Below are 26,043 nucleotides of genomic sequence, written 5' to 3' on the forward strand. Positions count from 1 at the left end.
TTCGTGGGCTGCGCCGTTCGTCCCCTCGATTCCATTCGAGAAAGGACGAGCATCATGGCGATCTTCAACAAGGACATGGTCGCGCTCGCGGGCAAGAACGAGCTGTGGCAGAAGGAAGTGTACCGCGACGCCAAGGTGCAGATCGTGCTGATGGCGATCCCCGCCGGCGAGGAGATCGGGATGGAGACGCACCGCGCCGACCAGACCACCTTCGTCGTCGAGGGCGAGGCGAAGGTGACGATCGACGGCCACAACACCACCGCCGGGCCGAACCACCTGGTCGTCGTGCCGAAGGGCGCCGAGCACAATATCGTCAACAAGGGCACGGGCGTGCTGAAGCTGTTCTCGGTCTACGCCCCGCCCGCCGAGCCCGAGGGCGCGGCGTTCAAGACCAAGGCGGAGGCCGAGGAAGCCGAGAAGGGCCTGCTCGCCAAGGCGGCGGAGAAGGTGAAGGACGTCATCGGCGGGTGATGCGGGAAGTCGCGGATGAGGGGGCGTCGTGGTTTGCCCCCAAGTCCGGGATGACGCCATAATCCAAACCGGCATCGTCATTGCGAGCGCAGCGAAGCAATCCAGGGCGTCCTGATCCGGCCCTGGATTGCTTCGCTGCGCTCGCGATGACGGACATGGGTTGGGCCCTGTCATCCTGATCTGGCGAAACCCGCCGTGCGCTTTTCGGCCATGCCACGTCGCAACGTGGTGGTTAGCGGACAAGCAGATCAGAGAGACTCTGACCGCCTCTGCGGACGTTTGCGACGGATCGGAGCTGCGGCGGAATGGGGTAGCCGAATCTCAAAGCGCCGCAGCTCTTCACCGGCCTCACGATCCCCTAGGCGCGCAGCCTTGTTCAGCCAGTATCGATAGCCGCGGAGGTCATTTCGGTTGAACGCGTTCATAGCTAAGTGCTGCGCGCCGAGCGGGTCGCCTTTCCTATATCCGGCGTAGGCGAGTCCACTTTGGCTGAATCGCTCTGAGATGCGGCCAACCTTGCTCAACTCGCTACCCAGCTCCACCATCGCGGAGGTGTCGCCTGCAAACGCAAGGTGCCAGAGGATCGGCATTCGGTGTCCGATCTGATGATTGTCGCGGATGCCCCAGTAGCGCGCCCATAGTCGATCAACTCTGCCCATCGTCCCCAGCATGCCGACATGAAAGAGTGACGGCAATCGGGCGGACGGTCATCCGGTTCAAACGGTCGACTTTGGGCGTTATCGACCGCGATCCGAATAGCGGTTCACGAGCCAGCGAACCCCGAAGCCGACCGGAGTGGCTGCTAGGATCGTCGGCAGGCCAACTTCAAGCCAGAAGCCCGGGTGGCATTCTACGTCAGGCATACAGTCGCCCAAGCTGGCAGCTAAGGTCGCAAAGGCGAAGACGGGAAAGCCGATCAGCGCCGCCATTGCGCAGCCCCATCGGCCACCACGGGTTCCTCCACCCTGGTAGCGACTGTCACTCATCAGCTCAGACTACACAGTCTAATAATGTCCGCTAGTAAGCGAAACCCCGCCAGCGTCACGCCGCAGGCTGGCGCGCCCACCCCTTCTCCGCCGGCGCCAAAGTCTCGAGGAACGCCGCCGCGCTCGCGCGATATTCGGCGCGCTTCTCGTCCGAGAACCGCCCCCACGTCCCATACATGTTCTGCATCCGCGCATTGCCTGCGAAGCTCTTCTCGTGGCGCGCCAGAAAGTCCCAGTACAGCGCGTTGAACGGGCACGCATCCGCGCCGGTCTTCTTCTTCACATCATACCGGCAGCGCCCGCAATAATCGGACATCCGGTCGATATACGCCCCGCTCGACACATAGGGCTTGGAGGCGATCGCGCCGCCGTCGGCGAACTGGCTCATGCCAATCACATTGGGCATCTCGACCCATTCATAGGCGTCGAAATAGACGACCAGATACCAGTCGGACACCGCCTGCGGATCGACGCCTGCGAGCAACGCGAAATTGCCGAGCACCATCAACCGCTGGATATGATGCGCATAGGCTTCGCGCTTCGTCTGGCCGACGCTCTCGGCGAGGCAGCGCATGTCGGTGTCGCCGGTCCAGTAGAAATCGGGGAGTGGGCGGTGCGCGTCGAGCGCGTTGCGCGTCGCGAGCCGCGGCATGTCCCACCAATACATGCCGCGCATATATTCGCGCCAGCCGATGATCTGCCGCACGAACCCCTCGACCGCGTTGAGCGGCGCGTCGCCGCGCTCGTATGCCGCGACCGCCGCCTCGCACACCTCGATCGCGCCGAGCAACCCGAGGTTGAGGCACAGCGACAGGCTGCTGTGGAACAGATAATCCTGCCCCGCGATCATCGCGTCCTGATAGCGCCCGAAATCGGGGAGCGCGGCGGCGATGAAATGGTCGAGCGCGGTCAGCGCCTGTGCGCGCGTCACCGGCAGCGCGAACGGTTCGAGGTCGCCGAAATGGTCCGCGAAGCGCTTCGCCACCAGCGCCAGCACGTCATGGGTGATCGCATCGGGGGCGAAGCGTTCGGGGGCGGGATAATTGACCCCGCGCGGCGGCGTGTCGCGATTGTCGTGGTCGTAATTCCACTTGTCGCCCTCGGGCTTGCCGTCGGCAGTCATCAGCAGGCCGGTGCGGCGGCGCATGTCGCGATAGAAATATTCCATCCGCTGCTCGCGCCGCCCCTGCGCCCAGGCGTAGAAATCGGGGAGCGGACAGACGAAGCGATCGTCCTCGAGGATCTCGACCGGCACGCCGGTCTGCGCCGCCCAATCGTCCTGCGCCTGCCGGACGCGATATTCGCCGCCCGCGACGGTGCGGATCGCGGTCGCCTCGTGGCGCTTTGCGGCGCGCGCGACCTCGCCGGAGAAGCTGTGCGTGTTGCCGCGCGCGTCGAGGGTCACGTAATCGACCGTCCAGCCGTCGGCGCGCAGTTCCTCGGCGAAATGGCGCATCGCGGCGAAGATCAGCGCGATCTTCTTCTTGTGGTGGCGCACGTACGTCGCCTCGTCCCACACCTCCATCATCACCACCACCGATCCGTCGCGGTCGGCGTCGCGCAGGCTCGCGAGCGTGTGGGTCAGCTGGTCGCCCAGCACCGGGATCAGCATGGTCATGATCGCGGGAACGCCCCAATGCCCGTTTGGGGCGCGTGGGTTCAGCGGCGATCCGCGCGGGGCGCCGGAATGCCGCCCCACCAGCACAGCAGCAGCAGCGCGACGATCGTGGTGGCGTTGAGCCCGACGCCGAACTCGGTCGCCCAATAGGCGCTCCGCGCATCGACGACCGTCATCGGGTCGAACAGCAGCTCGGTCCACGCATTGTGGCTGGCGTGGAGCAGCACCGCCGGCCACAGCGAGCGCGCGCGCAGCGACAGCCACGCCGCGATCCCGCCCATCGCGATCGTCCCGACGCCGAAGCAGGCGAGCGTGAACGGCAGCGGCGCGCCGGCGCTGTAATCGGCGAACACGATGCTCGGGATGTGCCACGCGAACCACACGAACCCGCTGACGAAGGCGACGCCCGCGAACGACATCCGCTCGGCGAGCGCGGGGACCAGCAGCCCGCGCCAACCGATCTCCTCGCCCAGTGCGCCCGCCGCGGCCTGCGCGACCCCGATCGTCGCGACCAGCAGCGCCGCCGCGAGCGTCGCCGCGCCCGGCCCCAGCCCCAGCGCGGCGCGCGCGGTCGCATCGAAGGCAGCGAAGCGCGCGGGCGCGAGCCCGGTCGCCCACAGGATCGGATAGGCCGCCAACGTGTAACCGAGCGGGATCGCATAGCCGAGCCACACGTAGCGCCACGCCGGCCACCGCCACGGCAAGGCCGCGACCGGCCGCCCGAACAGCCGGCAGGTGGCGAGCGCGGCGAGACCGGGCGTCCACATGAACGCCGGGCCGATCAGCGCGGTGAACGGACCGTGCTGGCCCGCGGACACGAAGACCGCGAACGGCGCGCCGAACATCAGGGTGAGGCCGAGGAAGCACGCGATCGCGGCGGCCGGCCAGGCGGGCATGTCGTCGTCGCGGTCCGCTGCGGGCGTCATGCCGGGTCTTATGCCGGAGAAATCAGCGATACGGGTATGTTATCTCCGGTCGACACGCCGACCAACCACTCCCCTCCCTTTCAAGGGAGGGGAGAAGGATCACGACACCGGCGACCCGCCGATCGGCAGCAGGAAGCGCACCGATTGCTGCTCGCCCGAACAGGCCAGCGCGCCTTCGGGGCGGAAGCTGCTGGTGAAGCGCATGCCCTTCGCGACGCCGTTGGCCGCCTCGTCGAAGATGAACGGCGGATAGGCGATCACGACGCGCGGCGCGATCGTCCGGCCATCGGGCGCGATGTCGAACGCGGTGCGCACCCAGCCTTCGAACCCCAGCCGCTGCGCCTCCATCGGGAAATCGTTCGGCCCGGTCCCGAAGCTGCGGATCGCCGGGGTGACCCCGATCATCGCGCATTGCTCGGCGGTCAGCCCGGTGCGGTCGAACACCGTGCGCGCGGCGGTCAGGTCGCCCTTGCCGGCGAGCACATTGGCCTCCGCGAGCAGGCCGGCGATCCGCAACGGATGGCGCGCGGACAAGGCGTCATTGTCGTTCACCTGCCGCAGCAGCGCCGCGGCATCCTCGGGCGGCCCCTTGCGCCAGCGCGGCTGCGCGATCAGCAGCCGCAGCGTCGCGGCGACCAGCGGGTCCTTCGCGAAATCGGGCTGCGTCAACAAGGTACGCAGCCGCGCCCGCTCCCGGTCGATCCCGTCGGAACCGGACTCGCCCGACTGAATCGCGAAGAAGCCGCGCACCGGCACGGGCGCGCCGAGCGCATCGACCGCGCTGCGCGCCGCGGCGACCAACGCCGGCTTTTCCTTGTCGTCGGCGACCGGATTGTCGACCAGCGCGAGCGCCGCCTGCGCCTGTTTCGCGCGATCGCCGCGCGCGGTCGCCTCCGCCAGCGCGGCGCGTTGCAGCGGCAGCGCCGAGGCGGCGGACAGCTCCGCCCAGGCCGGCGTCCCCGCCCCTTTTCCGCCAGCCACGCCGTCGCGATCTCGCCCAGCGGCGCGGTCAGCGCAGGCGCGCGATCGGCGGTGACGCAGCGCAGCTCGACGCGGGTGGTGTAGCGGAACAAGGCCGGGATCTTGCGCGCATCCTCGGGACGCCACGACCAGTCGGCGACCGCGCGTGCGAAGGCGATCGCCTTCTCGCGCCCGCCGTTCGTATAGATCGGCGCGACGCCCGAGACGTGCCCGTCTTCCTCCAGCGTGAATTCGACGATCGCCTCGTCCTCGGGGGTCAGCCCGCCATCGCCGCACGACGGCGGCGCCATCGACGCCGAGGTCGTGAACGGCGTGTTCTGCACGCGCCCCGCGCCGGTATAAGCGAGGTACATGCGCGCATTGTCGCGATCCTTGTTCTTGAGCGCGGCGATCGCGAGGTCGGAGCGCGTCGCGATGTCCGATGCGCCGACGCGGCTGGTGAGCCCGCCCTGCTTGGCGAGGCTGTCCTTCAACAGCGCATAGGCGTCCTTCGCCCGCCCGTCGTTGAGCAGCACGCGCGCGCGGATCGTCTGCACCGCGGCGAGGTCCTTCTTGCCGAGTTCGGACGCACTTGCCAGCCGCAACGCCTCGTCGGTCGCGGCGAGCGCGCGGCCGTCGTGATCGAACATCGTCACCTGCGCCACCCGCAGCAGCGCGGGGATACGCGCGGCGTCCTTGAGCTGCGCGGCGGCATCGACATAGGCACTTGCCGCGGCGGCATAATCGAAATCGCGTTGCGCGCGGCGACCGAGCGCCATCTGCGCATCATAGACGTCGCCCGCGAAGCTCTCGCCCTTTTCGCGGAGCAGCGGCAGCCCCCGCGCGATCGCCGCCCTGCCCTCCGCGGCGCGCGATCCCTCGAGCAGGCAGCGGCCCTTGCGGACGTCGACCGTCGCGGCGAGCAGCGCGCTGCGCTTCGCCGCGCCGCTCGCCTGGAGCTGGTCGAAATAGGTCACCGCTTCGGCGCAGCGCCCGTCGGACGCGGCGGCGCTGCCCGCGTCGAACAGCGCCTGCGCCCCTTCGGCGCCGCGGCTGCGGCGGGCGCGGCGGCTTGACCGGCGATCGCCAGCGCGAGCAATGATATCGACATGAACCCTCCCGTTGCTCCGGCGAACACATCACGGCGGGCGCGCGCTGTCGAGGGAGGATGTGGCCCGGTGCGGCTGGCGGCGCTGGTGCTGGTGCTGGTGCTGGGGGCGGCCGCACCGGCCGACGACCCGCCGCGCTATCCACCCGATACCGTGCTGCTGCTGGTCGCGCCGTGGTGCGCGCCGTGCCATGCCGAGCTGGCGCGGCTCGACACGATCGCCGCGGCGGCGCGCCCGCGCACGGTGCGGGTGTTCATGGTCGAGGACGGCGCCCGCGCCGCGGCGATGTGGCAGCGCGTCCCGGCGGCCTATCGCTGGACGCCACCCGACGGCGAGCTGCGCCGCTACCGCACCGACGCACTGGCGCGGACCGCGGGCCTGCCGTTCGCGATCGCGACCGACGCGCGCGGCCGCGTCTGCGCGACCCGCGGCGGAGGGCTGGACGCGGCGCGGGTGGTGGCGCTGGTGAGGGAGTGCTGACTTCCCTCCCCCTCCCTTTCAAGGGAGGGGTCGGGGGTGGGTGGCGTCTAGGTAATACGGTTATCGAGAGCGCTGCGGGTGACCGTACTAGCCGGACCTCACCCACCATCGTCGGGTGATCCATGCCCCGCATGGATCAGAAATGCCCGGGGGCATTTCGACCCGACAATCCCCTCCCTTGAAAGGGAGGGGAGCCACATTGTTCTCTTTTTGTTCTTTCCTACATGCCCCTAACCTGCTGAGGTAACGGCAGGAAAGGAGGTCGAGTCATGATGATCGACACGCCCGTGCTGCTGGCGGTGGCCGCGATCCTCACCGCATTGGCAAACGTGATCTGGTCGCTGCGGCGCAAGCCCTGAACGTGCCGTCGTTGCCGCGTCGGTCTCGGGAACCGGCAGGCAGCGGCGATGCGCCCTCCCCGATCCACAACTACGTCGCGTTACCGCTCGCCGAAAATCTCGCGCTGGCGGCGGTCGAGTTCCTCGAAATAGCGACGGCGCGCATAGACTTCGGTCACGATCCCCACGACGCGGCGGTCGTCGTCGACCACCGCGATCTCGTCGGCGATCTCGCTGTCGAACGCCTTCAGCAGCATGTCGATCGGGGTCGCGCGCGTGACCGCCATGTCCTGCAGCGTGAGCAGCGCGGCGAGCGGGGTCGCCGCGGCCACGTCGCTGGCATGGCCCGCCGCGGTGACCAGGATGCCCGCGTAGCGCCCGTCGCCGTCAAGCGCGACGACCTTGGTCGCGGTGCCGAGCGGCACCGCCGCGCGAAATTCTCCGACGGTGAGGTCGGCCGGCACCGTGACGACATCGCGGCGCATGATCCGCCCGGCGGGCAAATCGCTCGTCCAGCCGATGTCGCGCGGGCTGCGCACCCGCGAGCCGCGCAGGTGGAGCCGCCATGTCGAGAAGGAATAGCCGAACAGCTCGCGCGTGACGGCGCTGGACAGCAGCGTGGCGAGCAGCACCACCCCCATCAGCGCGAAATCATGCGTGATCTCCAGCATCAGGATCGACGGCGTCATCGGTCCGCCGACGATCGACACGCTGAGCGCCGCCATCCCGACCAACGCGGCATCCTGCGGATCGACCGCCAGACCGGGCAGCAGCCGGTCGAGCGCCGCCGCGAAGATCTGCCCGACGATCGACCCCAGGAACAGCGACGCGAAGAACAGTCCGCCGCGAAACCCGAACGCCAGCGAGACGACCGACGCCGCGATCTTGAGCGCCAGCACGGTGGCGAGGAAGACGATCGTCGGACGCAGCACCAGATCGAGGTGCAGCGCGCCATGCCCTGCCGACAGCGTCTGCGGCGAGACGAGCGCCAGCGGGATCAGCAACAGGCCGCCGATCACCGGCCGCCACATCGTCCAGCGCCCGAGCCGCGCGGTCGCCTGCTCGACCGTCGCGACCAGCCGCATGATGAAGATGCCGAGCAGCGCGCAGGCAAGCCCCAGCACCGCAAAGGCGAGATAATGCGGCAGCGGGAAGGCGGGCGTCGCGGTGGTCGCGATCAGATAGGGCGCGATGCCGAGCGCATGCGAGAGCGACACCGCCGCGAGCGATGCCGCCAGCACCGGCGCGATCGCCGCCGGGCTGTAGGTGCCGATCACGATCTCGAAGGCATAGAAGGCGCCGGTCAGCGGCGCGCCGAACGCGGCGGCGATCGCGCTGCCCGCCCCCGCCCCGACCAGGGTACGCAGGTCGTTGCGCCGCAGCCCGAGCCACACGCCGAGCAGCGACGCCGCCCCGCCGCCCAGTTGCGCATAGGCGGCCTCAAGCCCGACCGACGCGCCTGCGCCGTTGGAGAGGATCGTCTGCGCCGACACGACCACGCTGTCGGCGGCCGGGATGCGCCCGCCGTGCAGCGCATTGGCCTCGACGACGTCGATCGGCGCCGGCACCCGGCGGCGCAGCGCCGCGGTCAGCGCGACGAGCAGCAGCCCGCCGAGCGGCAGCGCGAGCAACCGCCACGGATGGTGGATCGATCCCAGCGCGCTCAACCGGTTGACGCTGACGCCGTACAACAGGCTCTGGAGCCCGTGCGCCAGCATTTGCTGTGCGATCGCGAGCAGCCCCGCGACCGCGCCGGCGACCGCCGCCAGCGCGATGAACGCCGCCTCGCTCTTGCGCAGTCGCCGACGCTGGCGGGCGAGCAGCACGCGGAGCGACGGGGAAGCAAGCAACGCCATGGAGGTGCTCAAAGCCTCTGACGGCGCAGCGTCAATGGCCAATGTGCCGCCCGGCGCTGCATCGCCACCGCCGACCATTGCGGCGACCGCCCGCGCGCGGCATGATGGCGGCGCGCATGGGAGAGCTTGTCATGTACCGGATCGCCGCACCGTTGCTGTCGCTCGTCCTCGCCACGCCCGCGCTGGCGCAGCTCGCCCCGGGCGTGCGGATGCCGCCCGAGATCGGTCAGGCCTATGGCCGGCTGGGCAAGGCGATGATGGCGCATGACGCGAGCGGCGTGCGCACGGTGTGGGCCGAGGATTTCGTGGTCAACTCGCCCGGCGACGCCGTGCTGCACCGCGAAGAGGTGATCGCGCTGATGGCGCGCGACTTCCTCGACTATAAGGATTTCCGCAAGCACTTCACCTTCGTCGGCGAGAAGCCCGAGGTGACGGTCGTCATGGGCTATGACACGATGGTCCCGCTCAAGGGGCCGGGCGCGGGCAAGCAGGTGACGCGGCCGTTCACCGACGTCTGGGCGAAGCGCGCGGGCGGCTGGCAATTGATCGCGCGCCAGGCGACGATCGCCGCGGCGCGCTGACGCACCCGCTCACGGATCGACGTACGTCTTCCCGAACCGCGCGGCGAGCGCCTGCGCGTCCTCGGGCATCAGCGCGGCGGTCGTCGCGATCGCCATCGCATCGCGCGCGCGGTCGAACAGCGCGACGCAGCGCCGGTCGTTGAAGCGCGAGGTGTAGAGGATGCCGTCCGCGCTGCTCCCCGCGTGGATCTCGGCGCCGATCGCCTGCGTGCGGCGATAGTCGCTGCCGTGCAGCTCGGTAAACGACAGGCCGTGCGCCGACACGCCCGCATCGACCAGCGGGTACAATTTCAACGCCCGCCGCGCGACCAGCTCGCTGCGCGCGCGCACCCCCACGTCGCTCGACAGCACGTCGGTGACGCTCGGCACGCGCACCAACGTCTCGCCGAACGCGGTCTCCAGATCGAGCGCGAGGTACAGCAGCTTATACCCGCCCGCCGGATCGTCGTAGCGTTGCAGCGGACGCGCGCCGCTCGGGCCGAAGAACAGCGCCGACAAGGTCTTGCGATGGATACGGTGGAACACCGCGCCCTCGCGCATCCGGCGCAGCCGCAGCATCGTGGACGCGTCAGCCCGCCCAGCCCGCCGCCAGCGCCGCGAGCCGCGCGCGCGTGTCGGCATCCGCACCGCCCGCGAGCAGCGCGAGGATCGAGGCCCCCTCCCCGCCGAACCCGTCGAGCGGCGCGGCGAGCAATTGCAACTGCCCCCACGGGTTCATGTCGCCGAACGCGTCGAGGATCGGCTTGAGCCCGGCGAGCGCCGCACCGTCGCGGAACTGCGCCGCCGGATACCGGAGCTCGTTGCCATAAGGCACGCCGAGGATCTGCCGCCGTTGCCGCTGCTTGTCGATCGCCGCGGGGGTGACGCCGAGCAGCTCGGCGACCTCCGCCCGGTCGTACATCCCCCCGACGCGCGTCGCCAGCTCGGCGCGGAACCCGGCGGTGCGCGCCCGCGCGGCGCGCTCGGCGGCGAGCCGCTCGGGGGTGCGGGGGCGAGGTCGCGCGGCGCGATCGCCAGCGCCTCGCGCGGGTCCTGCGCGCCGACGATCGCGGCGAGCGTCTCCTCGCTGGCGCTGTCGAGCGCGCGCGCGACCGCATCCGTCAACGCCTGCATCGCGCGACGGCGCAGCGTGTCGGGGGCGGCGAGCGGGCGGGCGAGCGCAGTCATCGATTGTCCTTCCTGTCCGCGATATAGACGATCGGGACAGATTGGACAAGGTCAGCCGGCACGATAGCCGACCCCGATCCGGTGCGGGGCACCCGCGCGGCGGCGCAGCAGCGCGGACACGTAGCGCAACGCTTCGTCCTCGGCGGCGAAGCTGCGCACCAACGTCCGTCCCGGCGCACCGATCCGGCCCCAGGCGGTCTCGACGGTGACGCGCCCGAACAGGTCGCGCGCCGCTTGGAGCCGCCAGCGCCGGTACACCCCGCGCGCCGGGTTGCGCGCGACCAGCTCGATGGCGGCATAAGGGAGCATATCGGGCATCATCGCGGCCTCCTGCGGTGCACGCCGGAAGGTAGCGGAGCGGCAGGGCGCTGTCCGACGGATTTCCTGACTCACCGGCGGCGCGATGATTCAGGCGGTCGATCACTACCTCGTCATTCCCGCGAAGGCGGGAATCCAGAACCTCTGGCGTTCGTGGCGCCAACGAAGCCCTGCGCGTCTGGATTCCCGCCTTCGCGGTAATGACGTGGAATGTGAGGCTGATCACTGCCCTCGATACGGCGCGCACGTGCATCGGCGCTGCAAGCCCCGCAATGTCAGCACCAGATGCTTCAGCAGCTCGCGGCTATCTACGGACATGGCGGTTCTCGCCAACGCGCATATTCCGTTGGTATGAATGGGCGACTTAAGAATGGCTATTCAGACGTCACTTCCGCGCCGCCAATCATAGGGGTGGGTTTCGGACTGGAAGGTCCGGGTGCCATTTCGCCCCCGTCATCTTTTCTCGACGTCAACCAATCTGGCAACGACGGTCCATAGCGCTTCCACATTTCCTTGGTTGCCGTTCGCTCTTGGACAGTGGGCGGAGGTGAACCGCTGAGATCCTTCACTGGCATGCGCATCTCACTCAGTAGCCTGATCGCAGTCATAGCATACCTTTGCACCGGGACAGCGGCTGCCTTCCACCAAGCCCGGACATTACCATTCCCGATCCGATGGGTACGCTCGACGGCACTCTGCCGGCAGTAGGCTTCGTCAGCACATATCTTCGTCCGTTCTATTTTCCGCCTTCCAACCGTCACTTATACGGCCGAACCGAAGCCCCCTCCCCCTGTGCCCCCGCTGCCACAGCCACACCCCTGTCACAGCCGCGTAACCGAACCTCCGCGGTAACGTCATCTAACCCCGTCATGCGCGCCTCATCATCGGCCGGCGGCGAACGTCGGCGTCACAGCGCCCAAGGGGGAGCCACATGCTCATCAACCGTCCCGGCGTCCGCGTCATCGCGGGCGTCTCGCTCATCGCACTCGCCGTCGCCGCACAGCCCGCCGTCGCCGGCACCGCGCCGGATGCCGCCCCCGCCGGCACCGTCGCCGCGGTCGCGGGGCCGAGCGTGTCGGGGCACATCTATGACGCCACCGGCGCGGCGCTGCCCGGCGCGCGGATCGTCGTCGAGGGCACCGGCGCGCAGGCGACCACCGACCTGCAGGGCGGGTTCACGATCGCCACCCCCGATGCGACCAGCGCGGTGACGCTGCTGATCGACTATCTCGGCCGCCCGCAGGCGACGCAGGGCGTGACCGCGGCGGAGCGCGCGCGCGACGTCGAGATCGTGCTGCCCGCAGCCGGCGAGAACGGGGGCGACATCGTCGTGCGCGGCGCGTCGCTGTTCGACAATACCGCGCGCGCGCTCAACCAGCAGCGTACCGCCAACAACACGATCACCGTGATATCGTCGGACGCGATCGGGCGCTTCCCCGATCCGAACATCGCCGAGGCGCTGCAACGCGCGCCGGGCGTCGGGATCGAGCGCGATCAGGGCGAGGGCCGCTACATCAACGTGCGCGGTGCGCCGAGCGAATGGTCGGCGATCTCGGTCGACGGCATCCAGATCCCGTCGGTCGATCCGACGACGCGCGCGGTCGATCTCGACACGCTGCCGTCGGACATCGTCGCCAATATCGAAGTGACCAAGTCGCTGCTGCCCTATCAGGATGCGGATCTCGATCGCGGGCGCGGTCAACATCACCACGCGCTCGGCGTTCGATCGCAAGGGCTTCGCGCTTACGGGCATGGCGGGCGCGAGCTACAACCAGCTCGGCAAGGGCAGCGATTATCGCGCGTCGGGATCGGTCGGCGATCGCTTCGGCGCCGATCGCCAGTTCGGCGTGCTGCTGTCGGGCAGCTATTCGCGCACCGATCGCCAGCCCGACAATGTCGAGAACGCCTGGACCCCGACCAGCGCCGGGCTGCGCGTCACCGAGACGTTGTTCAAGGATTACGTGACGAAGCGCGAGCGGATCGCGGGCACCGCGGCGCTGGAATGGCGCCCCACCGACGCGACGCGCACCTGGGTGCGCGGCACCTATGCGCGGTTCGAGGATAACGAATATCGCGACCGGATCGGCATCACCTGGAACGCCGATCAGGCCGCGCCGGTCGCCGGCTCGACCGACACCGCCGCGACCTGGACGCGGACGCGGATCGAAAAGGCGCTGCGCCACCGCATGCAGGTCAACGAGATCAAGACCGTCACCGGCGGCATCGAGCAGCAATTGGGCGAAGGTCAGGTGCGCGCCGATGTCGCATATAGCGAGACGTCGCAGACCTATCCGCGCCGCGACGAACTGGTGTTCCGCTCGACGCTGCGCCCCACGCTGTCGTACGATTTCGGGCGCGACACCGATCTGCCGAGCTATTCGCTGTTCACCTCGAACGAGCATCTGCAGCTCGATCGCTACGGGTTCCGCGAGAACAGCTATCGCAGCAACACCACGAAAAACGACGAATTCACCGCGCAGATCCGCATGGACATTCCGCAGCCGCTGGGCAGCGGCACCGCGACGCTGTCGACCGGCGGCAAGTTCCGCGCGCGCAACATCCTCGCCGACGAGGAACGGCTGCGTGACCAGCGCGCGTCCGCCGCGCCGACGCAGACGCTCGCCGGATTGCTGTCCGATCAGGACTCGCGCAACTTCGACTATGACCTCGGCGACCGGTTCAATACCGGGCTGGTCGACAGCTATTTCGACGCGACCAAGAGCGCGGCACAGCGCCGCCTCCCGCAATCGGTGAGCGCCGATTACCGCGCGACCGAAAAACTGCTCGCCATGTTCGGGATGGGCACGTTCGAGTTCGGCGCGACGACGCTGATCGCTGGCTTGCGCGTCGAGGCGACGTCGTTCCGCAGCGAGGCGCCGAGCGTGGCGCGCGACGGCACGATCGGCAATGCGCGCGGCGACACCAGCTACACCGATTTCTTCCCTAATCTGACGCTGCGCCAGGCGTTCACGCCCAACCTGATCGGGCGTGTCGCGCTGACCCGCGCGATCAACCGCCCGAACTTCCCGCAGATCGCGCCGCGCGTGCTCGAGACGACCGAGGGCACGACGGTGCGCGTCGAATTCGGCAACCCGAACCTGCGCCCGACGCTGTCGAACAATGTCGATGCGGGCGTCGAATATTACATCCGCCCGCTCGGCGTGATCGCGGTCAACGGCTTCTACAAGGACCTCAGCGACTATCGCTACAACGTCACCGGGTTCGGCACCTACAATGGTGTCGCGGGTGCGGTGCTGAGCCGTCCGGTCAACGCGCGCGAGGGCAAGCTCTACGGCGTCGAGGTCAATTGGCAGCAGCAATTGTCGTTCCTGCCCGGCGCGCTGGGCGGGTTCGGGGTGTTCGCCAATTACACCTATACCGCGGGCGATGCGCGCTTCGATACGCCGTTCGGCGGGCGCACGCGCTTCCGCCTGCCCGGCCAGTCGACGCATATGTGGAACGCCAGCCTGTTCTACGAGCGTGGCCCGGTGAACCTGCGCGTCGCCTATACCAAGCGCAGCGATTATCTCGACGAGATCAACGCCGACCTCCCCGCGCTCGACCTCTATTGGGAGGGCCGCGGTCAGCTCGACGCGACCGGCAGCGTCCAGCTTACCAAGGAGATCAACCTGTTCGTCGAGGGCAAGAACCTCACCAACTCGGCGGGGGTGCGCTATTACGGCGAGCGCCAGCGCGTCTATGAATATGAGAAGTTCGGTTACACGATCTTCGGCGGCGTGCGGGTGAAGCTGTGAGGCGCGCACTGCCGCTCGCGCTGTTGCTGTCCGGCTGTGCGACGGCGACGCCGGTCGCACAGCCGGCGGCCGACACCGTGCCGACTGTCGCCGCGACCGCGGAAACCGATCCGGTCGACACCGCCGCGGATGCCGCGGACGATCCCGCGATCTGGCGCAACCCGCGCGATCCCGCGAAGAGCCTCGTGATCGGCACCGACAAGCAGGCGGGCATCCACGTCTACGACCTGAAGGGCAAACGCCTGTCGTTCACGCCGGCGGCGCGGCTCAACAACGTCGACCTGCGCGACCTCGGCGCGCGCGTGATCGTCGCGGCGAGCGATCGTGCCGACAAGGCGCACGGGCATGTCGCCTTGTTCACGCTCGATACCGCCCGCGCGCGGCTGGTGCCGCTCGGCCGCTATCAGTCGGGCGCGGGCGAGGCCTATGGCATGTGCCTGTGGCAGCGCGCGCGCGACAAGGCGCTGTTCGGGTTCGTGGTGATGAAGGACGGGCGCGTCGATCAGGTCGCGATCGACCTCGCCGCTGCGACGCCGCGCGTCACCACCGTCCGCTCGATGAAGCTCGCGACCCAGGCCGAGGGCTGCGTCGCGGACGATCGCACCGGGTTGTTGTATGTCGCGGAGGAGGACGTCGGGATCTGGCGCTTCGGCGCCGATCCGGCCGCGCCGGTCACCGGCACGAAGGTCGCGTCGGTCGACGGCAAGACGCTGGTCGCGGATGCCGAGGGGCTCGCGATCGCGCCGCGCGGACGGACCGGCGGATATCTCGTCGTTTCCAGCCAGGGCGACAGCAAATACACGCTCTACCGGCTACCGGACGTCACCTTCGCGGGGTATTTTCGCGTCGGCGGTGGCACCATCGACGGCACCAGTGAGACCGACGGCATCGAACTGGCGCTCGGCGACTTCGGTCCGGACTATCCCGGCGGGCTGTTCGTCGCGCAGGACGGCGACAATGCGCCGGACACACAAAATTTCAAATATGTCAGCTGGAACAAGGTGTTACGGGCACTCAAGCTGCGGTGAGTCGCACTTGACAGGCGATGGATGACGGCAGAACCTCGCGGATATGACCGGTTTGCTGCTGCTCCTGCTGGCGCAAGTCGCCGCTGCCCCTAACCCTCAGACGAACGACGTAATTGTCGTCGGGCGTCGCGCCGAGAAGGAGCTGGCGGCATGCCTCGCGCGGCAATGCCCGCCCGCCCAGGAGGTCGAGGCGTCGCTGCAAGCGTCCGTCGAACAATTCGCCGACGGCCGCTACCCCGACGCCCGCCGCACGCTGCAACGCGCGATCGACCGCAACAAACGCTATGCCGCAACGCTCCCGGGGCCGGTTTCCAGCCTGTATGCGACGCTGGCGACGGTCGCCGAACATGAGGGCGATGCGCAGTTGTGGCGGACCGCGTCGCGCAACAACCTGCTGACGTTGCGCGAACAACTCGGCGAAACCAACGTCGCGACAATGCGCGAGGAACTGCAATTCGCCGATGACATGGTCAGCCAGGGGTCGTGGCGGCTCGGCGACGACACCTACGCCAAGATCCAGCGCCGCGCGGTCGCGGGCGGGCGCAACGACATCGCCGCAGCCGCCGCGTTCCGACGCGCGTGGCTGGCGCTCGCCCTCACCCGCACGCACGACGCCGAGCGGTTCGCGGACGAGGCGGTGACGCTGGCAGGGCCGGGCGACGCGACGATGGCGCAACTGCGCGAGATCGTGCGGACGCGGATCGCGATCCGCAAGGGCGACGACGGCGCGGTCGACGCGCTGGCCGCCCGGATCCGCCAAGCCAACGACGGTCGCCCGACGTTGCTGTACGCCCCGCCGGTCGAGGACATCAATCCGCCCCCGCAGCTTGTCGACAACGGGATGCAGCGCGACCGCGGAATCCGTTTCGCCGACGTCGGTTACTGGATCCGCCCCGATGGCACGGTGGTCGATGCCGAGCTGTTGCGCACCAACGGGCTCGGGCAATGGTCGCCGGTGATCCTCAAACATGTCCGCGCGCGCCGCTACGTTCCGCTGCGGCTCACCGAGGGTCAGCCGGGGCTGTACCGGATCGATCGCTTCACGGTCCGCGGGACCCAATCGACGCCGACCGGCACGCGCCTGTCGCAGCGGATGGGACCTTTGTCGGTGCACATCATCGACCTGACCGAAACCGAGGCGATGAGCGACGCGCATCGCCAGCGGATCGCGCAGGGCATTCCGCCGACGGTGCCGACCGGGGTGAATTGAGGCGGGGCGTTCCCCGCCCCGGCCGCGCATCGCCGCGTTACGCGATGTGGAGCAATTCCATCCCGACGTAGCGCGCCTGGGTGTCCGTCATCCAGCCGGCGCCGACGTCGTCGCTCCACACGTCGACGGAAAGCATCGAAGCGGCGGTATCCGTGCCGAGCTTGAGCAAGGCGAGCTGTGGATCGTGGTCGGTCGGGCGATCGCCGCCGAATTCGGCGTTGAGGTGCACCGCATCGAACGATGCGCCGTCCAGCAGCCCGCCGGTGACGAGCATGTTGTCGAGCGCCTGCGCATTGCCCTGGAACATATAGCTGTAGCGCTCTTCCTCGGGCAGCAAGGTGTTGAGATTGGTGAACTTGCCACCCTGCGCCGCATCGGTGAGCTGGGTCTGCGCCTCTTCGAAATAGAAGCCGTTCCAGTCACCCATGATCGCGACGTTGAGCGACGGATCGGCGGCGAGCTTGTCGTTGACCCATGCCTTCACCCCCGCCGCCTGCGCGGTGCGCGCGGCATCGCCGGCGTCGAACGCGGGCTGGTTGGCGCCCCACAACGGCTCGCTGCCGCCGCGCGAGGTGAAGTGGACGTTGATCGTCGTCAGTTGCTCGCCGTGGAAATCCCACGTCGCGGCCAACGGCTTGCGGCTGCCCGCATAAGCGTCGCCGGTTATCAGCGTCGCGCTGCCGTCGACGTAGCTGACGCGGTCGAGATTGTAGAGATAACCGTTGCGGATGTTGCCGCCGGGCTCGCCGCCGGTCGACCCAGCGACGCTCGGCGCGATCTCGACATAAGCGTAGCGCCCGCCGTTGATCGCAGCGATCGCGTCGATCAGCCCCTGCGCGGTTTTCTGTCCCGACAGGTCGCTGCCGGTGCCCGCGCCGTCGACATCCTGGATCTCCTGCAACGCGACGATATCGGGGGCGCGGAGATTGTAGACGATGTTGCTGGCCAGCACGTCGAACTTGCCGTCGCTCGCGTCGAGATTCTCGACGTTATAGGTCGCGATCGACAGATGCGTCGCGTCGCCCTGTAGCGCGGTCACTTCCTGCGCGAGCGTCACGTCCTTGGTGACCGACACCGCCTCGGTGACGATCACTTCATAGGTGGCATTGGCGTAGTTGACGACGCCGGTGACACTCGAGAGCTGGTCGCCGATGCTGTACTTCGGGTCGAAGCCGTCGAACACCGCGCGATCGGCCTGCAACTGGATCTTCTCGGGATTGTAGTCGCCGGGCGAGATCGTGATCCCGCCGCGCGCGTTCAGCCCGGTCGCGCCTGCGCCGCCCGAGACGACGACATCGGTCTCGCGCCACTGATCGTCGGTGGTGTTCGAGACGACGTGCGGCGCATCGAGCGTCACGCGCATTCCCTCCAGCGCTTCCCAGAAGGCGATGCCGTCGGTGATCTTCTCGGTCGGGATCGTCAGCCCGCCCGCCCCGATCAGCACCGCGTCGGGCAAAGCATCACCGAAGCTGTCGACGGTGATCGAGGTCGGATTGAGCTGCGTCACGGTGAGCCCGCCGGTGCCGGCGCGATATTCGGACACGCGGCCTTCGATCGTCAGCGTGTCGCCGATGAACACGTCCTGCGGCGCCGAGGAAGTGAAGACGAAGATCGCATCCGAGGTCCGCGCGTCGCCGTCGCCATAATCCTGGATGTAGAAGCCGTTGCTGTCGATCGCGGTGACGACGCCGGTGGTGAGTACCTGCTGCCCCTCGAACGCCGACTTCGGCCCCATCCCCTGGATCGCGCCGATCGTGCGATAGCCGATATCGTCGTTGACGATCGTGCCGGTCGCCGTCGCGCGGTCGAGCGTCGCACCGCCGGTCGCACCCGACAGCGTTACCGAGAAGGTCTCGTTGCCTTCCAGCACGGTATCGCCCGCGACGGGCAGGCGGATCGTCGCGCTGGTCTGGCCATCGGCGAACTGCACCTTGCCCGTGAAGACCGTGCCGGGTGCGAAATCATCGGCGCTGGCGCCGTCCGCGCCACCGGGAAGCGTCACGCTCCACCCGGCCTCGACCGCGCCGCTGCTGCCGCCGACCCGCGACACGGTGAAGGCGATATCGTGCGTCCCGCTATTGCCTTCGCTGGTGGTGGCATCGGCAATCGACAGCGCGCCCGGCTGCGGTGCGCCCGCGCCGTTGCTGGTGAAGCGGATGTCGTCGATCCCGACCCATTCGTCGCTGCCGACCGCATTGGTCGTCATCACGCGGACCTGCAAGGTCGCGACGCCGTTCGCCGCCGCGGGCAACGTCACGTCGATCTTCGATTCCTGCGTCGCGGTGCCGCCGGTGGTCGCATCGGCGATATAGGCGGACGGCAGGTCGACCCATGCTGCCGTGTCGTTCAGCCGGTATTGGACCGCGACCTGCTGGATGGCATTGTCCGACGTGCCGTCGATATCGCGGACCAGCGCGGTGAAATGCACGTCGCTGCGCCCGCTCGCGTCGAGATAGAAGGCGAGGTACGGCGCATCGGCGGTGCCCGACCCTTGCAGCGCAACCACCGGGTTGGCGATCTCGAACTCGGCAACGCCGCCGGCGGTGAGCGCGGTGCTGGCCTGGTTCGCGATCACGTCGACGACGTCGCTGCTGCCGGTGATCGTGCGCGGATCGGTGCCGGTGCGCGTCGTCAGATCGTCGCCGCGAAAGCCCATGATGCTCGGCACCCGGCTCCAATCGTCATCCTGCGTGATCAGCGACGTGTCATTCCAGTCCTGCACCAGATCGCCAGCGCCGAGGTTCCAATAGTTCGTGCTCATCCGCCATCGTCCCGATTAACCACTTTCGTTGATGAAGCCTGTAGCCAGCGATGATGACGATGCGGTTGCAGCGCAGTGCGTTAGCCTGGATTGCGCTGTCGCGCGACTGCAACATCGCCTTGATAGAGCCCGCGGCGTTTACGAAGATTAACAGGGGTCCAGGATCATGAAGCGGATGATGACGGCGATGGCGATGGCCATGGCGACGGTCTTGGCGCTGCCCGCGCAGGCGGCGACGGTGGTGCAGGATGCCGGTGGCTCGCGCGGGTTGAGCCTCTACCAGAATGGACCAGTCGGGCAGTCATTCACGATGGTCGGGTCGGCGCTGACCTCGTTCGGCTTCCAGTTCCAGACGATCAGCACCACCAACGCCAATGCTCCGCTGACCTTCTCGCTGCTGGACGGCGGCACGCTTGGCGCGACGGTGCTCGCACAGGTGACCGGCCTGCCGGCCACGGGCGCGGCTCGTCAGAACTTCTGGTATGATTTCGATCTCGGCGGCATCGCGCTGACCGAGGGTGCGACCTACACCGCAATGGTGAGCGCGACGACCGACCGGCTCGGGCTGGTCTACGGCCCGGCCGCGAACGCGACCGCCGATGGCTATGCGGGCGGGCAGTTGCTGACCAGCAAGCCGGCATTCAACGCGGCGAGCAATTGCACCAAGGGCATTTGCGATGCCAACTTCCGCTTCACGAGCACCGACGCGACCGGCGGCGCGGTTCCCGAGCCGGCGAGCTGGGCGATGCTGATGCTGGGCTTCGGCGCGATCGGCTACACGCTGCGCCGCGCGCGCGGGGTGAAGGTGGCGCGCCAGTTGGTGTGACGTCGGGGGAGTCAGGTGGCGCGCACGAACAATCTGCGCGTCGCCTGCCCGCCGCGATCACGGAATGATGAGATCCCGACGACAGTTTGTGCCGCGCTCCTGCGAAGGCAGGAGCTCAATCTCGGATGGCTCCGCCTCCCGGACTTTAGGAGAAGTCTAGGGCGGTCGATATGAAGCAGGACGCCGGACCAAATCCGGGGCGACAGATATCGCCAGGGTGCGCCGTCAGGCGAAGTCGCCGAGGTCCTCGGCTTCATCGTCCGGCAGATCGGCGGGTGCCTCGTCGTCGGGCAGTTCGTCGGGGTCGGTCATCGTCATGCTCCGGCTGCTCACCCGGTCAACGCCCCTGCCCCCGTTGCGTTCAGTCGCCGATCGGGCTTTCGCCGTGCTTGCGGAGCACGTCGTTGAACGCCTCGGCCATCAACGCCTGTAGGCTGCGGCCCTGCCGGCGCGCGAGCATGTGCATCGCCAGCGACATGTCGGGCGAGAAGAAGCCCGCGATCTGCTTGCGGCCCTCGCGGCTGACCGGGCGGGTCGGGACGGGAGTGGGCTCAGGGGGCGGTGCCGGGGCGGGCGTCACCTTGACGCGCGGCGCGGGTGCGGCGGCCGGCGCCGGGGTCGCGGCGCCGCGCAGATTGGCGAAACTGGGCTTGCGGCTCATGCGGCGACCTTCTTGCGGAAATGGGGGGCGGGCATGTCGAGCTGTCGACATACCCATTTATACAGGTCGCGCACGTCCTGCGCGGCGCGGCCGTTGGGCTCGGCTTCCATGACGGTGCGCCCCTCGGCGCTGGCGTGGCGGAAGGCGGCGCGATCGGGAAGCAGCACCGGGCACGCCGGGGTGCCGTAGCTTTCGACCAGCTCGCCCGCCTCGGCATAGACGCGCGGGGCGTTGGGGCTGCCGGCGCTGAACACCACGAACGCGGGCTTGCGGAGCAATTGCACCAGCTTGGCGCTGGTCTGGATCGCAGCGAGATCGAAGGCGCTGGGACGGCACGGGATCAGCACGAGATCGGCAACCTCGACCGCGGCGCGCGCGGCGCTGTCGGCGTGCGGCGGCGTATCGATGACGATCACCTGCGCGCCCTGCTCACCGGCCTGCCTGACCTTGGCGGCGAGCCGGGGCGGCGGGCTGTCGATCACTTCGGGGGGCGCATCCTGTCGCCAGGCGGCCCATTGGCTGGCGGTGGCCTGCGGGTCGGTATCGATGATGAGCGACACCGCGCCCGCATCCTGCGCCGCGGCGGCGAGGTGCAGCGCGAGCGTCGTCTTCCCCGCCCCCTTCTGGCTGATGATCGCGATCGTCGGCATGGCGCTATACCTACATGTCGTGATGTCGACATGGCAACATGAATGCGCGTCGACACTGAATATTTTCGCGGTTTGGCTGACGGTGGATTAACCATTCGCCAAGTCCTCCCAGCTATGGCGAAAATGAGGCGGCTCGTGGTCGGGCGGCGACGATATGGCAGGCGAATGACCCAGGCGGCGACGATCAACGCGACGATGACACGCTGGACGCTCTACGACTGGTTGGGGGTCGCGCTGGGCGTCGTGATGCCGGTGGTCGCGGCATTGCTCTACCCGACCTATATCCACCGTGTCGATCCAGGCTGGGCGGAGTGGACCCGCCTGCTGGAAATGCCGTTCGTGGTCGCCGAGCTTATCGCGATCCAGGTCGCGGTACGACGCGGCTATCGCGATGCCGCCTTGTGGCGGGAGCTGCCCCGCGATGCGAAACTGGCGTTCGGGTTGCTCGCCATCGGGCTGACGGTCGGCAGCGTTTTCCGCTCGCACCATCCGTTCGATTCGGTGCTGATGTCGCTGATCACCCTCGTCCACTTACGCTTCTGCGCCGGGATCCATTTTTTGGCGCGGGTTGAGCCTGTCGCCGACATCCATGCGCTGTTCCGCTGGTTGACCCTCGGACTGGTCGCGCTGGCAGTGCTGACGGTTTGGCGGTTCCAGCTGCCCCCGCCCGCGTCGAGCGTACCGGGCGGGGTGATCGAATGGGGCTCCGCATTGCCAGGCTTCATCAGCGTGCGGCATTTCGGATCGTGGACCGGCGCGATCGCCGCGGGGCCGATGCTGGCGCTGCTCTATGGCGACGAGGACGATCAACACACGATGTCACTCGCCTATCTGCTCGCGGCCGGGTTGACCTGCTGGTCGGGGACACGTGCCGCAGTGCTGGCATTGGCAGTGGTCGTCTTGATCGCGCTCGTCAGCCTGCGTCGCTGGCCGACACGCGTGCGGTTCGTGCGGGTTGCGGCGCTGAGTGCGCTGGCGCTGGGGTTCGCGCTGCCGTTGCTGCCCAAAAATTTCGACTTCCACCTCTACGTCTCGGGCGATGGGCAGAGTGCCAACACGGCGACCGGCGGCCGGCTTGCGTTATGGCAGGCGACTTTCACGAGATGGCTCGATGCGCCGTTGTTCGGCTGGGGATCGGGCTCGACCTTCTGGGAGATCTATGTCGGCTGGACGAATACGCAGCCACATAATGTCGTGTTGCAATTCCTTATTTCCTGGGGCGTGGTCGGCGCGGCGGGCGGATTGTGGCTGCTGGGGCGCGCGATCGTAGTCACGCATCGCTCCGCGATCGACGACCCGCGGCTGCTGCCACTGACGGGGATGCTCTATTCTTTGCTGTTCATGAGCCTGCTGGAGGGAATGCTCCATTATCCGCGCTTCATCATGATGATCGCGGTCGGCTTCGCGGTGCTGTTCGTCGAGCGAGAGCGGCGCGCCGTCTCACTGCACCCCCGTCGCTGAACCGCGGAACCCCCACAAGCTCTTCCCGAGATCGAGCTGGTCGACGCGCGCCTTCGCCAGCATCCCTGCGAAATAAGCGCCGGTCGTCACGCGGATGTCGCCGCGCGCTTGGCGCTCGGCGGTGATGAACATCGCGATCGCCGCTTCATCGCGCCCCAGTCGCTCGACCGCATCGACCCAGGTGTCGGTGCGGATGCCTAGATCGGTGCGGAGCCGCACCGCGGCGGCATGGAGATCGGGCCAGCCGGGACGCGGCGTCGCGACGTACATCGCCGCTCTCGGGAACATCGTGAGCAGATCCCCGGGCCGCGCCTTGAACACGCTTCTCGACGGCGACGCCGGAACTGACGCCGCGGAAGGATTGGAACGAGCCGAATCAGAACTACTGTTTCGAACGCCTGATACAGATTCAGTAGAAGAGGATTTGGTTTGTATCTGTATGACGGGAGCGGTTTTTGACCCCGACGGGTTATCTTCTAGATAAAACATATGCGCGTCGATTGTCGCGTCGATGTCGCGCTCAAGGCCGAGCAATCGGTCGAGCGCCGCCTGATAAAGGTCGCTGTCGCGCGCGCTGCGCGCGGTCACAGCTTGCTCAGCGATGGCATCGAGCGCCTCCTGCAACGCCGGCCAGTGTGCGCCGGTCAGCTGCAGCTCCGCGGCCTGCGCGAGCACCTGCCCAACCAGCCGTCGCATCCGCGCGATCGCGAGCCGGCCTTCCTTGAACAGCCGCGATTGCGCGGTCTGCGCCTCGGCAAGCGCAGCGAGTTCGACGAAGCGGATCCGGAGCGGCGACAGGTCGAGCCCATAAGCCGAGGTGATCACGCCCGCGGCGTCGCGGCGCCCGGTACGACGGCCGTGCGCGCTGTCGTGCGCGGCGACCAGCCCGAGCGCGCGCAGCTGCCGCAGCCGCGCCTTGATTGCGCTTTCGGTGACCCCGGCGCGTTCGGCGAGCGTGTAGTTGCTCGGCCAGGCGAGCGGGGTGCGCCCCTCCTGCCAGTCGTCGGGACGGGTGAAGCCGATCAGATGCTTGAGCGTCTCGAGCGCGGGAGTCCCCAGCCCCAGCGCGACCTTCGCGCCGTCGAGGACCGAATACAGCCGGTTGCGCTCGACCGAACCCGCGGCGGGCCCACGCGCTTCCAGATCGCGCACCAGCCGGCGCGACCACGCGGTAATCGGCCGCGCCCCCGTGGCCCCGGTAAAGGCCGTCTGGGTACAGGTCATTGTTCGTCCCCTCACGCAAGGGGCCGTCAGCAGGCAAAACTAGAGCGTGGCGCGAAGCGCGCTCCCTTGAACCGGAGTTCGTAAACCGCTAGATGGAAGGTCGTTCGTTAGGACCTGTCAGCGTTTGGCGACGCTGCCATATAGCAATCTCGGGTGCCCGGCCTTCGTGCCGGGCATTCGTTTATGTGCTCACAGCCATTTTCCCCATCGGCGGTGCGACCGCGCAACCGCCTCCTCCTCGTCTTTGTGGCGGGCGGTCCTGATGTAGGAAAGCGCGAATATTCGTGCTTTCGGGCGGAAAACCACACGAATGCTCGTGCTTTCGGGCGGAAAACTGTCGGCGTCGCCGGCCACCTCGACGCAATCTACCCGCAGATCATTCGTGCTTACGGGCGGAAAAGTCGCTGTCTGCCACGTGGTGCGTCCCGATCGCGCCGCGAATCGCGTTCTCCGGACCCGGCACACTGCCGATCGACGCGGCGAACGGCTTCGCACTCGCCCGAACGCCACCGAAAACACGTATTGTTGCGGCTTCGTGCTTACGCGCGGAAAACCGTCGGGGTGGTTCGTGCTTTCGGGCGGGAAACCCCCTGCCCTGCCCGCGCCCCACACGGGCGGGTCAGGCGTCGGTCGTGGCGGGGCCGCTGGGGGCCGGCGCGGGCGGGCCGACGAACTGCAGCGTCGCGTCATGCGTGATCGTGACCAGCGTCGTCAGCCGCGGCCGCCCGCCATTGGGGCCTGGCTCCTTATGATCCGTCAGCGCCAGCATATATTCGGGGATCGACTGGTTGCGGACCACCTCGCGCAGCGTGCGGCGGAAATTCTCGAGCGAGCGCGGCTCGAGCGAGCACCCCACCCTGCCCGCAAGCTCGACCGCGTCGATCTCGAAGCGCGCGCCGTCGATGCAATTGAACTTCGCCAGCTCGTATAACCGTCGCTCGATCGGGCCGAGCTTGAAGAAATCGTCGTGATAGGCCGCGATCCGGCGATCGGTGAGGATGGCGCGGTGCAGCCAGTCGCAGAGCATCACTTCGACATGCTTCACGCGGCGCTCACCGTTGGGCAGCTTGATATATTTGATGTCGGCCTTGAGCAGCCACGAGAAGGCGCTGTCCGACCCCTCCCCGCCCGTTTCGATATTCGTGATGATCTGCGTGCCCTGCAGCCGCGACAGCGACGCCTTGAGCGCGCTGTACGAACGTGCCGAGGCGTTGGTGCCGGTCATCCGGAACAGGTCGTTGGCGGTGAAGCTGAGCGTGCGGTCGACCGTCTCGCCCGCCTCGAGCCGCCCGACCATGATGCTGGCGATGTAGAGCAGGATCTCCTTGTCGTAGATCGTCGCGACCCCGGTCTTGCTGGGGTTGATCTCGATCCGCGCCGCCTCGCTCTCGAAGGTCATCGGCTCCATCTGCGCGCGCTTGGTGAGCGCGAAGAACGGGAATTCGGCGACGGTCCGCTCGCCCTGGATGTCGCCCAGCAGCGGACTGTCGAGCCGGAAGAGATCGCCCTGCGGCGGGATGACCTTGGTCATGGATGCGGCCCCGTGCGGACGCGTTCGTGCTTTCGGGCGGAAAACCCCTGCTCGGACGAACGGGGCGTCGCGGGCCATGGCGTGCGCATCGCCACGATTTACTGGTCGGCGCGCGGGCGTGTCAAA

Annotated in this window: 22 protein-coding genes and 1 pseudogene; 9 read left to right on the forward strand and 14 right to left on the reverse strand. The window is 68.1% G+C overall.

Going from position 1 to position 26,043, the window contains the following annotated elements; all coding sequences use genetic code 11:
- Window positions 1–54 precede the first annotated feature (54 nt).
- The gene (locus QP166_RS18775) at window positions 55–471 is read left to right on the forward strand and encodes a cupin domain-containing protein (RefSeq protein ID WP_333917464.1); all 417 of its coding nucleotides are present in this window, start codon (window positions 55–57) and stop codon (window positions 469–471) included.
- Window positions 472–1,208: 737 nt separating this feature from the next.
- Here QP166_RS18775 and QP166_RS18780 read toward each other — a convergent pair.
- From QP166_RS18780 to QP166_RS18800, 5 genes are all read right to left on the reverse strand, one after another.
- A complete protein-coding gene (locus tag QP166_RS18780) occupies window positions 1,209–1,400 on the reverse strand; it encodes a hypothetical protein (protein WP_333917465.1) in 192 nt (63 codons plus the stop codon).
- A 112-nt stretch (window positions 1,401–1,512) separates the two neighbouring features.
- A complete protein-coding gene (locus QP166_RS18785; protein WP_333917466.1) occupies window positions 1,513–3,075 on the reverse strand; it encodes a cryptochrome/photolyase family protein in 1,563 nt (520 codons plus the stop codon).
- Window positions 3,076–3,116: 41 nt separating this feature from the next.
- Window positions 3,117–4,001 carry a CPBP family intramembrane glutamic endopeptidase gene (locus QP166_RS18790; protein ID WP_333917467.1) on the reverse strand — a complete coding sequence of 295 codons (885 nt, stop codon included), beginning with the start codon at window positions 3,999–4,001 and terminating at the stop codon, window positions 3,117–3,119.
- Between the two features lie 99 nt (window positions 4,002–4,100).
- The gene (locus QP166_RS18795) at window positions 4,101–4,670 is read right to left on the reverse strand and encodes an energy transducer TonB (RefSeq protein WP_333917468.1); all 570 of its coding nucleotides are present in this window, start codon (window positions 4,668–4,670) and stop codon (window positions 4,101–4,103) included.
- The gene (locus QP166_RS18800; protein WP_333917469.1) at window positions 4,667–5,938 is read right to left on the reverse strand and encodes a hypothetical protein; all 1,272 of its coding nucleotides are present in this window, start codon (window positions 5,936–5,938) and stop codon (window positions 4,667–4,669) included. Before QP166_RS18800 ends, QP166_RS18795 begins: the two co-directional genes overlap by 4 nt.
- Window positions 5,939–6,070: 132 nt before the next feature.
- Between QP166_RS18800 and QP166_RS18805 the strand changes: the two genes are divergently transcribed.
- Window positions 6,071–6,550: a TlpA family protein disulfide reductase gene (locus tag QP166_RS18805; RefSeq protein WP_333917470.1), complete on the forward strand. Its 480-nt coding sequence runs from the start codon at window positions 6,071–6,073 to the stop codon at window positions 6,548–6,550.
- Between the two features lie 439 nt (window positions 6,551–6,989).
- Here QP166_RS18805 and QP166_RS18810 read toward each other — a convergent pair whose 3' ends face one another.
- Window positions 6,990–8,744 carry a chloride channel protein gene (locus QP166_RS18810; RefSeq protein WP_333917471.1) on the reverse strand — a complete coding sequence of 585 codons (1,755 nt, stop codon included), beginning with the start codon at window positions 8,742–8,744 and terminating at the stop codon, window positions 6,990–6,992.
- 116 nt (window positions 8,745–8,860) lie between these two features.
- Between QP166_RS18810 and QP166_RS18815 the strand changes: the two genes are divergently transcribed.
- Complete coding sequence (locus QP166_RS18815; protein WP_333917472.1) at window positions 8,861–9,325, forward strand: nuclear transport factor 2 family protein; 465 nt, start codon at window positions 8,861–8,863, stop codon at window positions 9,323–9,325.
- 9 nt (window positions 9,326–9,334) lie between these two features.
- Here QP166_RS18815 and QP166_RS18820 read toward each other — a convergent pair whose 3' ends face one another.
- The 3 genes from QP166_RS18820 to QP166_RS18830 form a co-directional block, all read right to left on the reverse strand.
- Entirely contained in the window at window positions 9,335–9,883 is a 549-nt protein-coding gene (locus tag QP166_RS18820; protein ID WP_333917473.1) for an RES family NAD+ phosphorylase, read from the reverse strand.
- Window positions 9,884–9,893: 10 nt separating this feature from the next.
- A complete protein-coding gene (locus QP166_RS18825) occupies window positions 9,894–10,226 on the reverse strand; it encodes a hypothetical protein (RefSeq protein ID WP_333917474.1) in 333 nt (110 codons plus the stop codon).
- A gap of 317 nt (window positions 10,227–10,543) precedes the next feature.
- Window positions 10,544–10,810 carry a WGR domain-containing protein gene (locus QP166_RS18830; RefSeq protein WP_333917475.1) on the reverse strand — a complete coding sequence of 89 codons (267 nt, stop codon included), beginning with the start codon at window positions 10,808–10,810 and terminating at the stop codon, window positions 10,544–10,546.
- Window positions 10,811–11,741: 931 nt separating this feature from the next.
- Between QP166_RS18830 and QP166_RS18835 the strand changes: the two are divergent.
- From QP166_RS18835 to QP166_RS18850, 4 genes and pseudogenes are all read left to right on the forward strand, one after another.
- Window positions 11,742–12,452, forward strand: a pseudogene (locus tag QP166_RS18835) (TonB-dependent receptor plug domain-containing protein); the annotation flags it as partial.
- A 31-nt stretch (window positions 12,453–12,483) separates the two neighbouring features.
- Window positions 12,484–14,565 (forward strand): TonB-dependent receptor, encoded by a 2,082-nt coding sequence (locus tag QP166_RS18840; protein WP_333917476.1) that lies wholly within the window; start codon window positions 12,484–12,486, stop codon window positions 14,563–14,565.
- Window positions 14,562–15,593 (forward strand): phytase, encoded by a 1,032-nt coding sequence (locus tag QP166_RS18845; RefSeq protein ID WP_333917477.1) that lies wholly within the window; start codon window positions 14,562–14,564, stop codon window positions 15,591–15,593. The genes QP166_RS18840 and QP166_RS18845 overlap by 4 nt, the downstream gene beginning before the upstream one ends.
- Window positions 15,594–15,636: 43 nt before the next feature.
- Entirely contained in the window at window positions 15,637–16,803 is a 1,167-nt protein-coding gene (locus QP166_RS18850) for a hypothetical protein (RefSeq protein WP_333917478.1), read from the forward strand.
- 37 nt (window positions 16,804–16,840) lie between these two features.
- Here QP166_RS18850 and QP166_RS18855 read toward each other — a convergent pair whose 3' ends face one another.
- Window positions 16,841–19,564 carry a Calx-beta domain-containing protein gene (locus QP166_RS18855; protein ID WP_333917479.1) on the reverse strand — a complete coding sequence of 908 codons (2,724 nt, stop codon included), beginning with the start codon at window positions 19,562–19,564 and terminating at the stop codon, window positions 16,841–16,843.
- A gap of 199 nt (window positions 19,565–19,763) precedes the next feature.
- On the opposite strand from QP166_RS18855, the gene QP166_RS18860 reads away from it, so the two are divergent.
- Window positions 19,764–20,390 (forward strand): PEPxxWA-CTERM sorting domain-containing protein, encoded by a 627-nt coding sequence (locus QP166_RS18860; RefSeq protein ID WP_333917480.1) that lies wholly within the window; start codon window positions 19,764–19,766, stop codon window positions 20,388–20,390.
- A gap of 361 nt (window positions 20,391–20,751) precedes the next feature.
- Here the strand turns inward: QP166_RS18860 and QP166_RS18865 are convergent, their stop codons facing one another.
- Window positions 20,752–21,051, reverse strand: a complete 300-nt coding sequence (locus QP166_RS18865; RefSeq protein ID WP_333917481.1) for a ribbon-helix-helix domain-containing protein — start codon at window positions 21,049–21,051, stop codon at window positions 20,752–20,754.
- Window positions 21,048–21,701 (reverse strand): ParA family partition ATPase, encoded by a 654-nt coding sequence (gene parA, locus QP166_RS18870; RefSeq protein ID WP_333917482.1) that lies wholly within the window; start codon window positions 21,699–21,701, stop codon window positions 21,048–21,050. Before parA ends, QP166_RS18865 begins: the two co-directional genes overlap by 4 nt.
- A gap of 165 nt (window positions 21,702–21,866) precedes the next feature.
- Here parA and QP166_RS18875 point away from each other — a divergent pair, with 165 nt between their 5' ends.
- A complete protein-coding gene (locus QP166_RS18875; protein WP_333917483.1) occupies window positions 21,867–23,162 on the forward strand; it encodes an O-antigen ligase family protein in 1,296 nt (431 codons plus the stop codon).
- Here the strand turns inward: QP166_RS18875 and repC are convergent.
- Together repC and QP166_RS18885 are read right to left on the reverse strand one after the other, a co-directional pair.
- Complete coding sequence (gene repC, locus QP166_RS18880; RefSeq protein WP_333917484.1) at window positions 23,142–24,386, reverse strand: plasmid replication protein RepC; 1,245 nt, start codon at window positions 24,384–24,386, stop codon at window positions 23,142–23,144. The two genes, QP166_RS18875 and repC, sit on opposite strands and share 21 nt — an antisense overlap.
- 619 nt (window positions 24,387–25,005) lie before the next feature.
- On the reverse strand, window positions 25,006–25,917 hold the full coding sequence (locus QP166_RS18885; protein WP_333917485.1) for a replication initiator protein A: 912 nt from the start codon (window positions 25,915–25,917) through the stop codon (window positions 25,006–25,008).
- Between the last annotated feature and the right edge of the window lie 126 nt (window positions 25,918–26,043).

Origin of the sequence: Sphingomonas sp. LR60 (genome assembly GCF_036855935.1) — a bacterium.
Taxonomy (GTDB): domain Bacteria; phylum Pseudomonadota; class Alphaproteobacteria; order Sphingomonadales; family Sphingomonadaceae; genus Sphingomonas.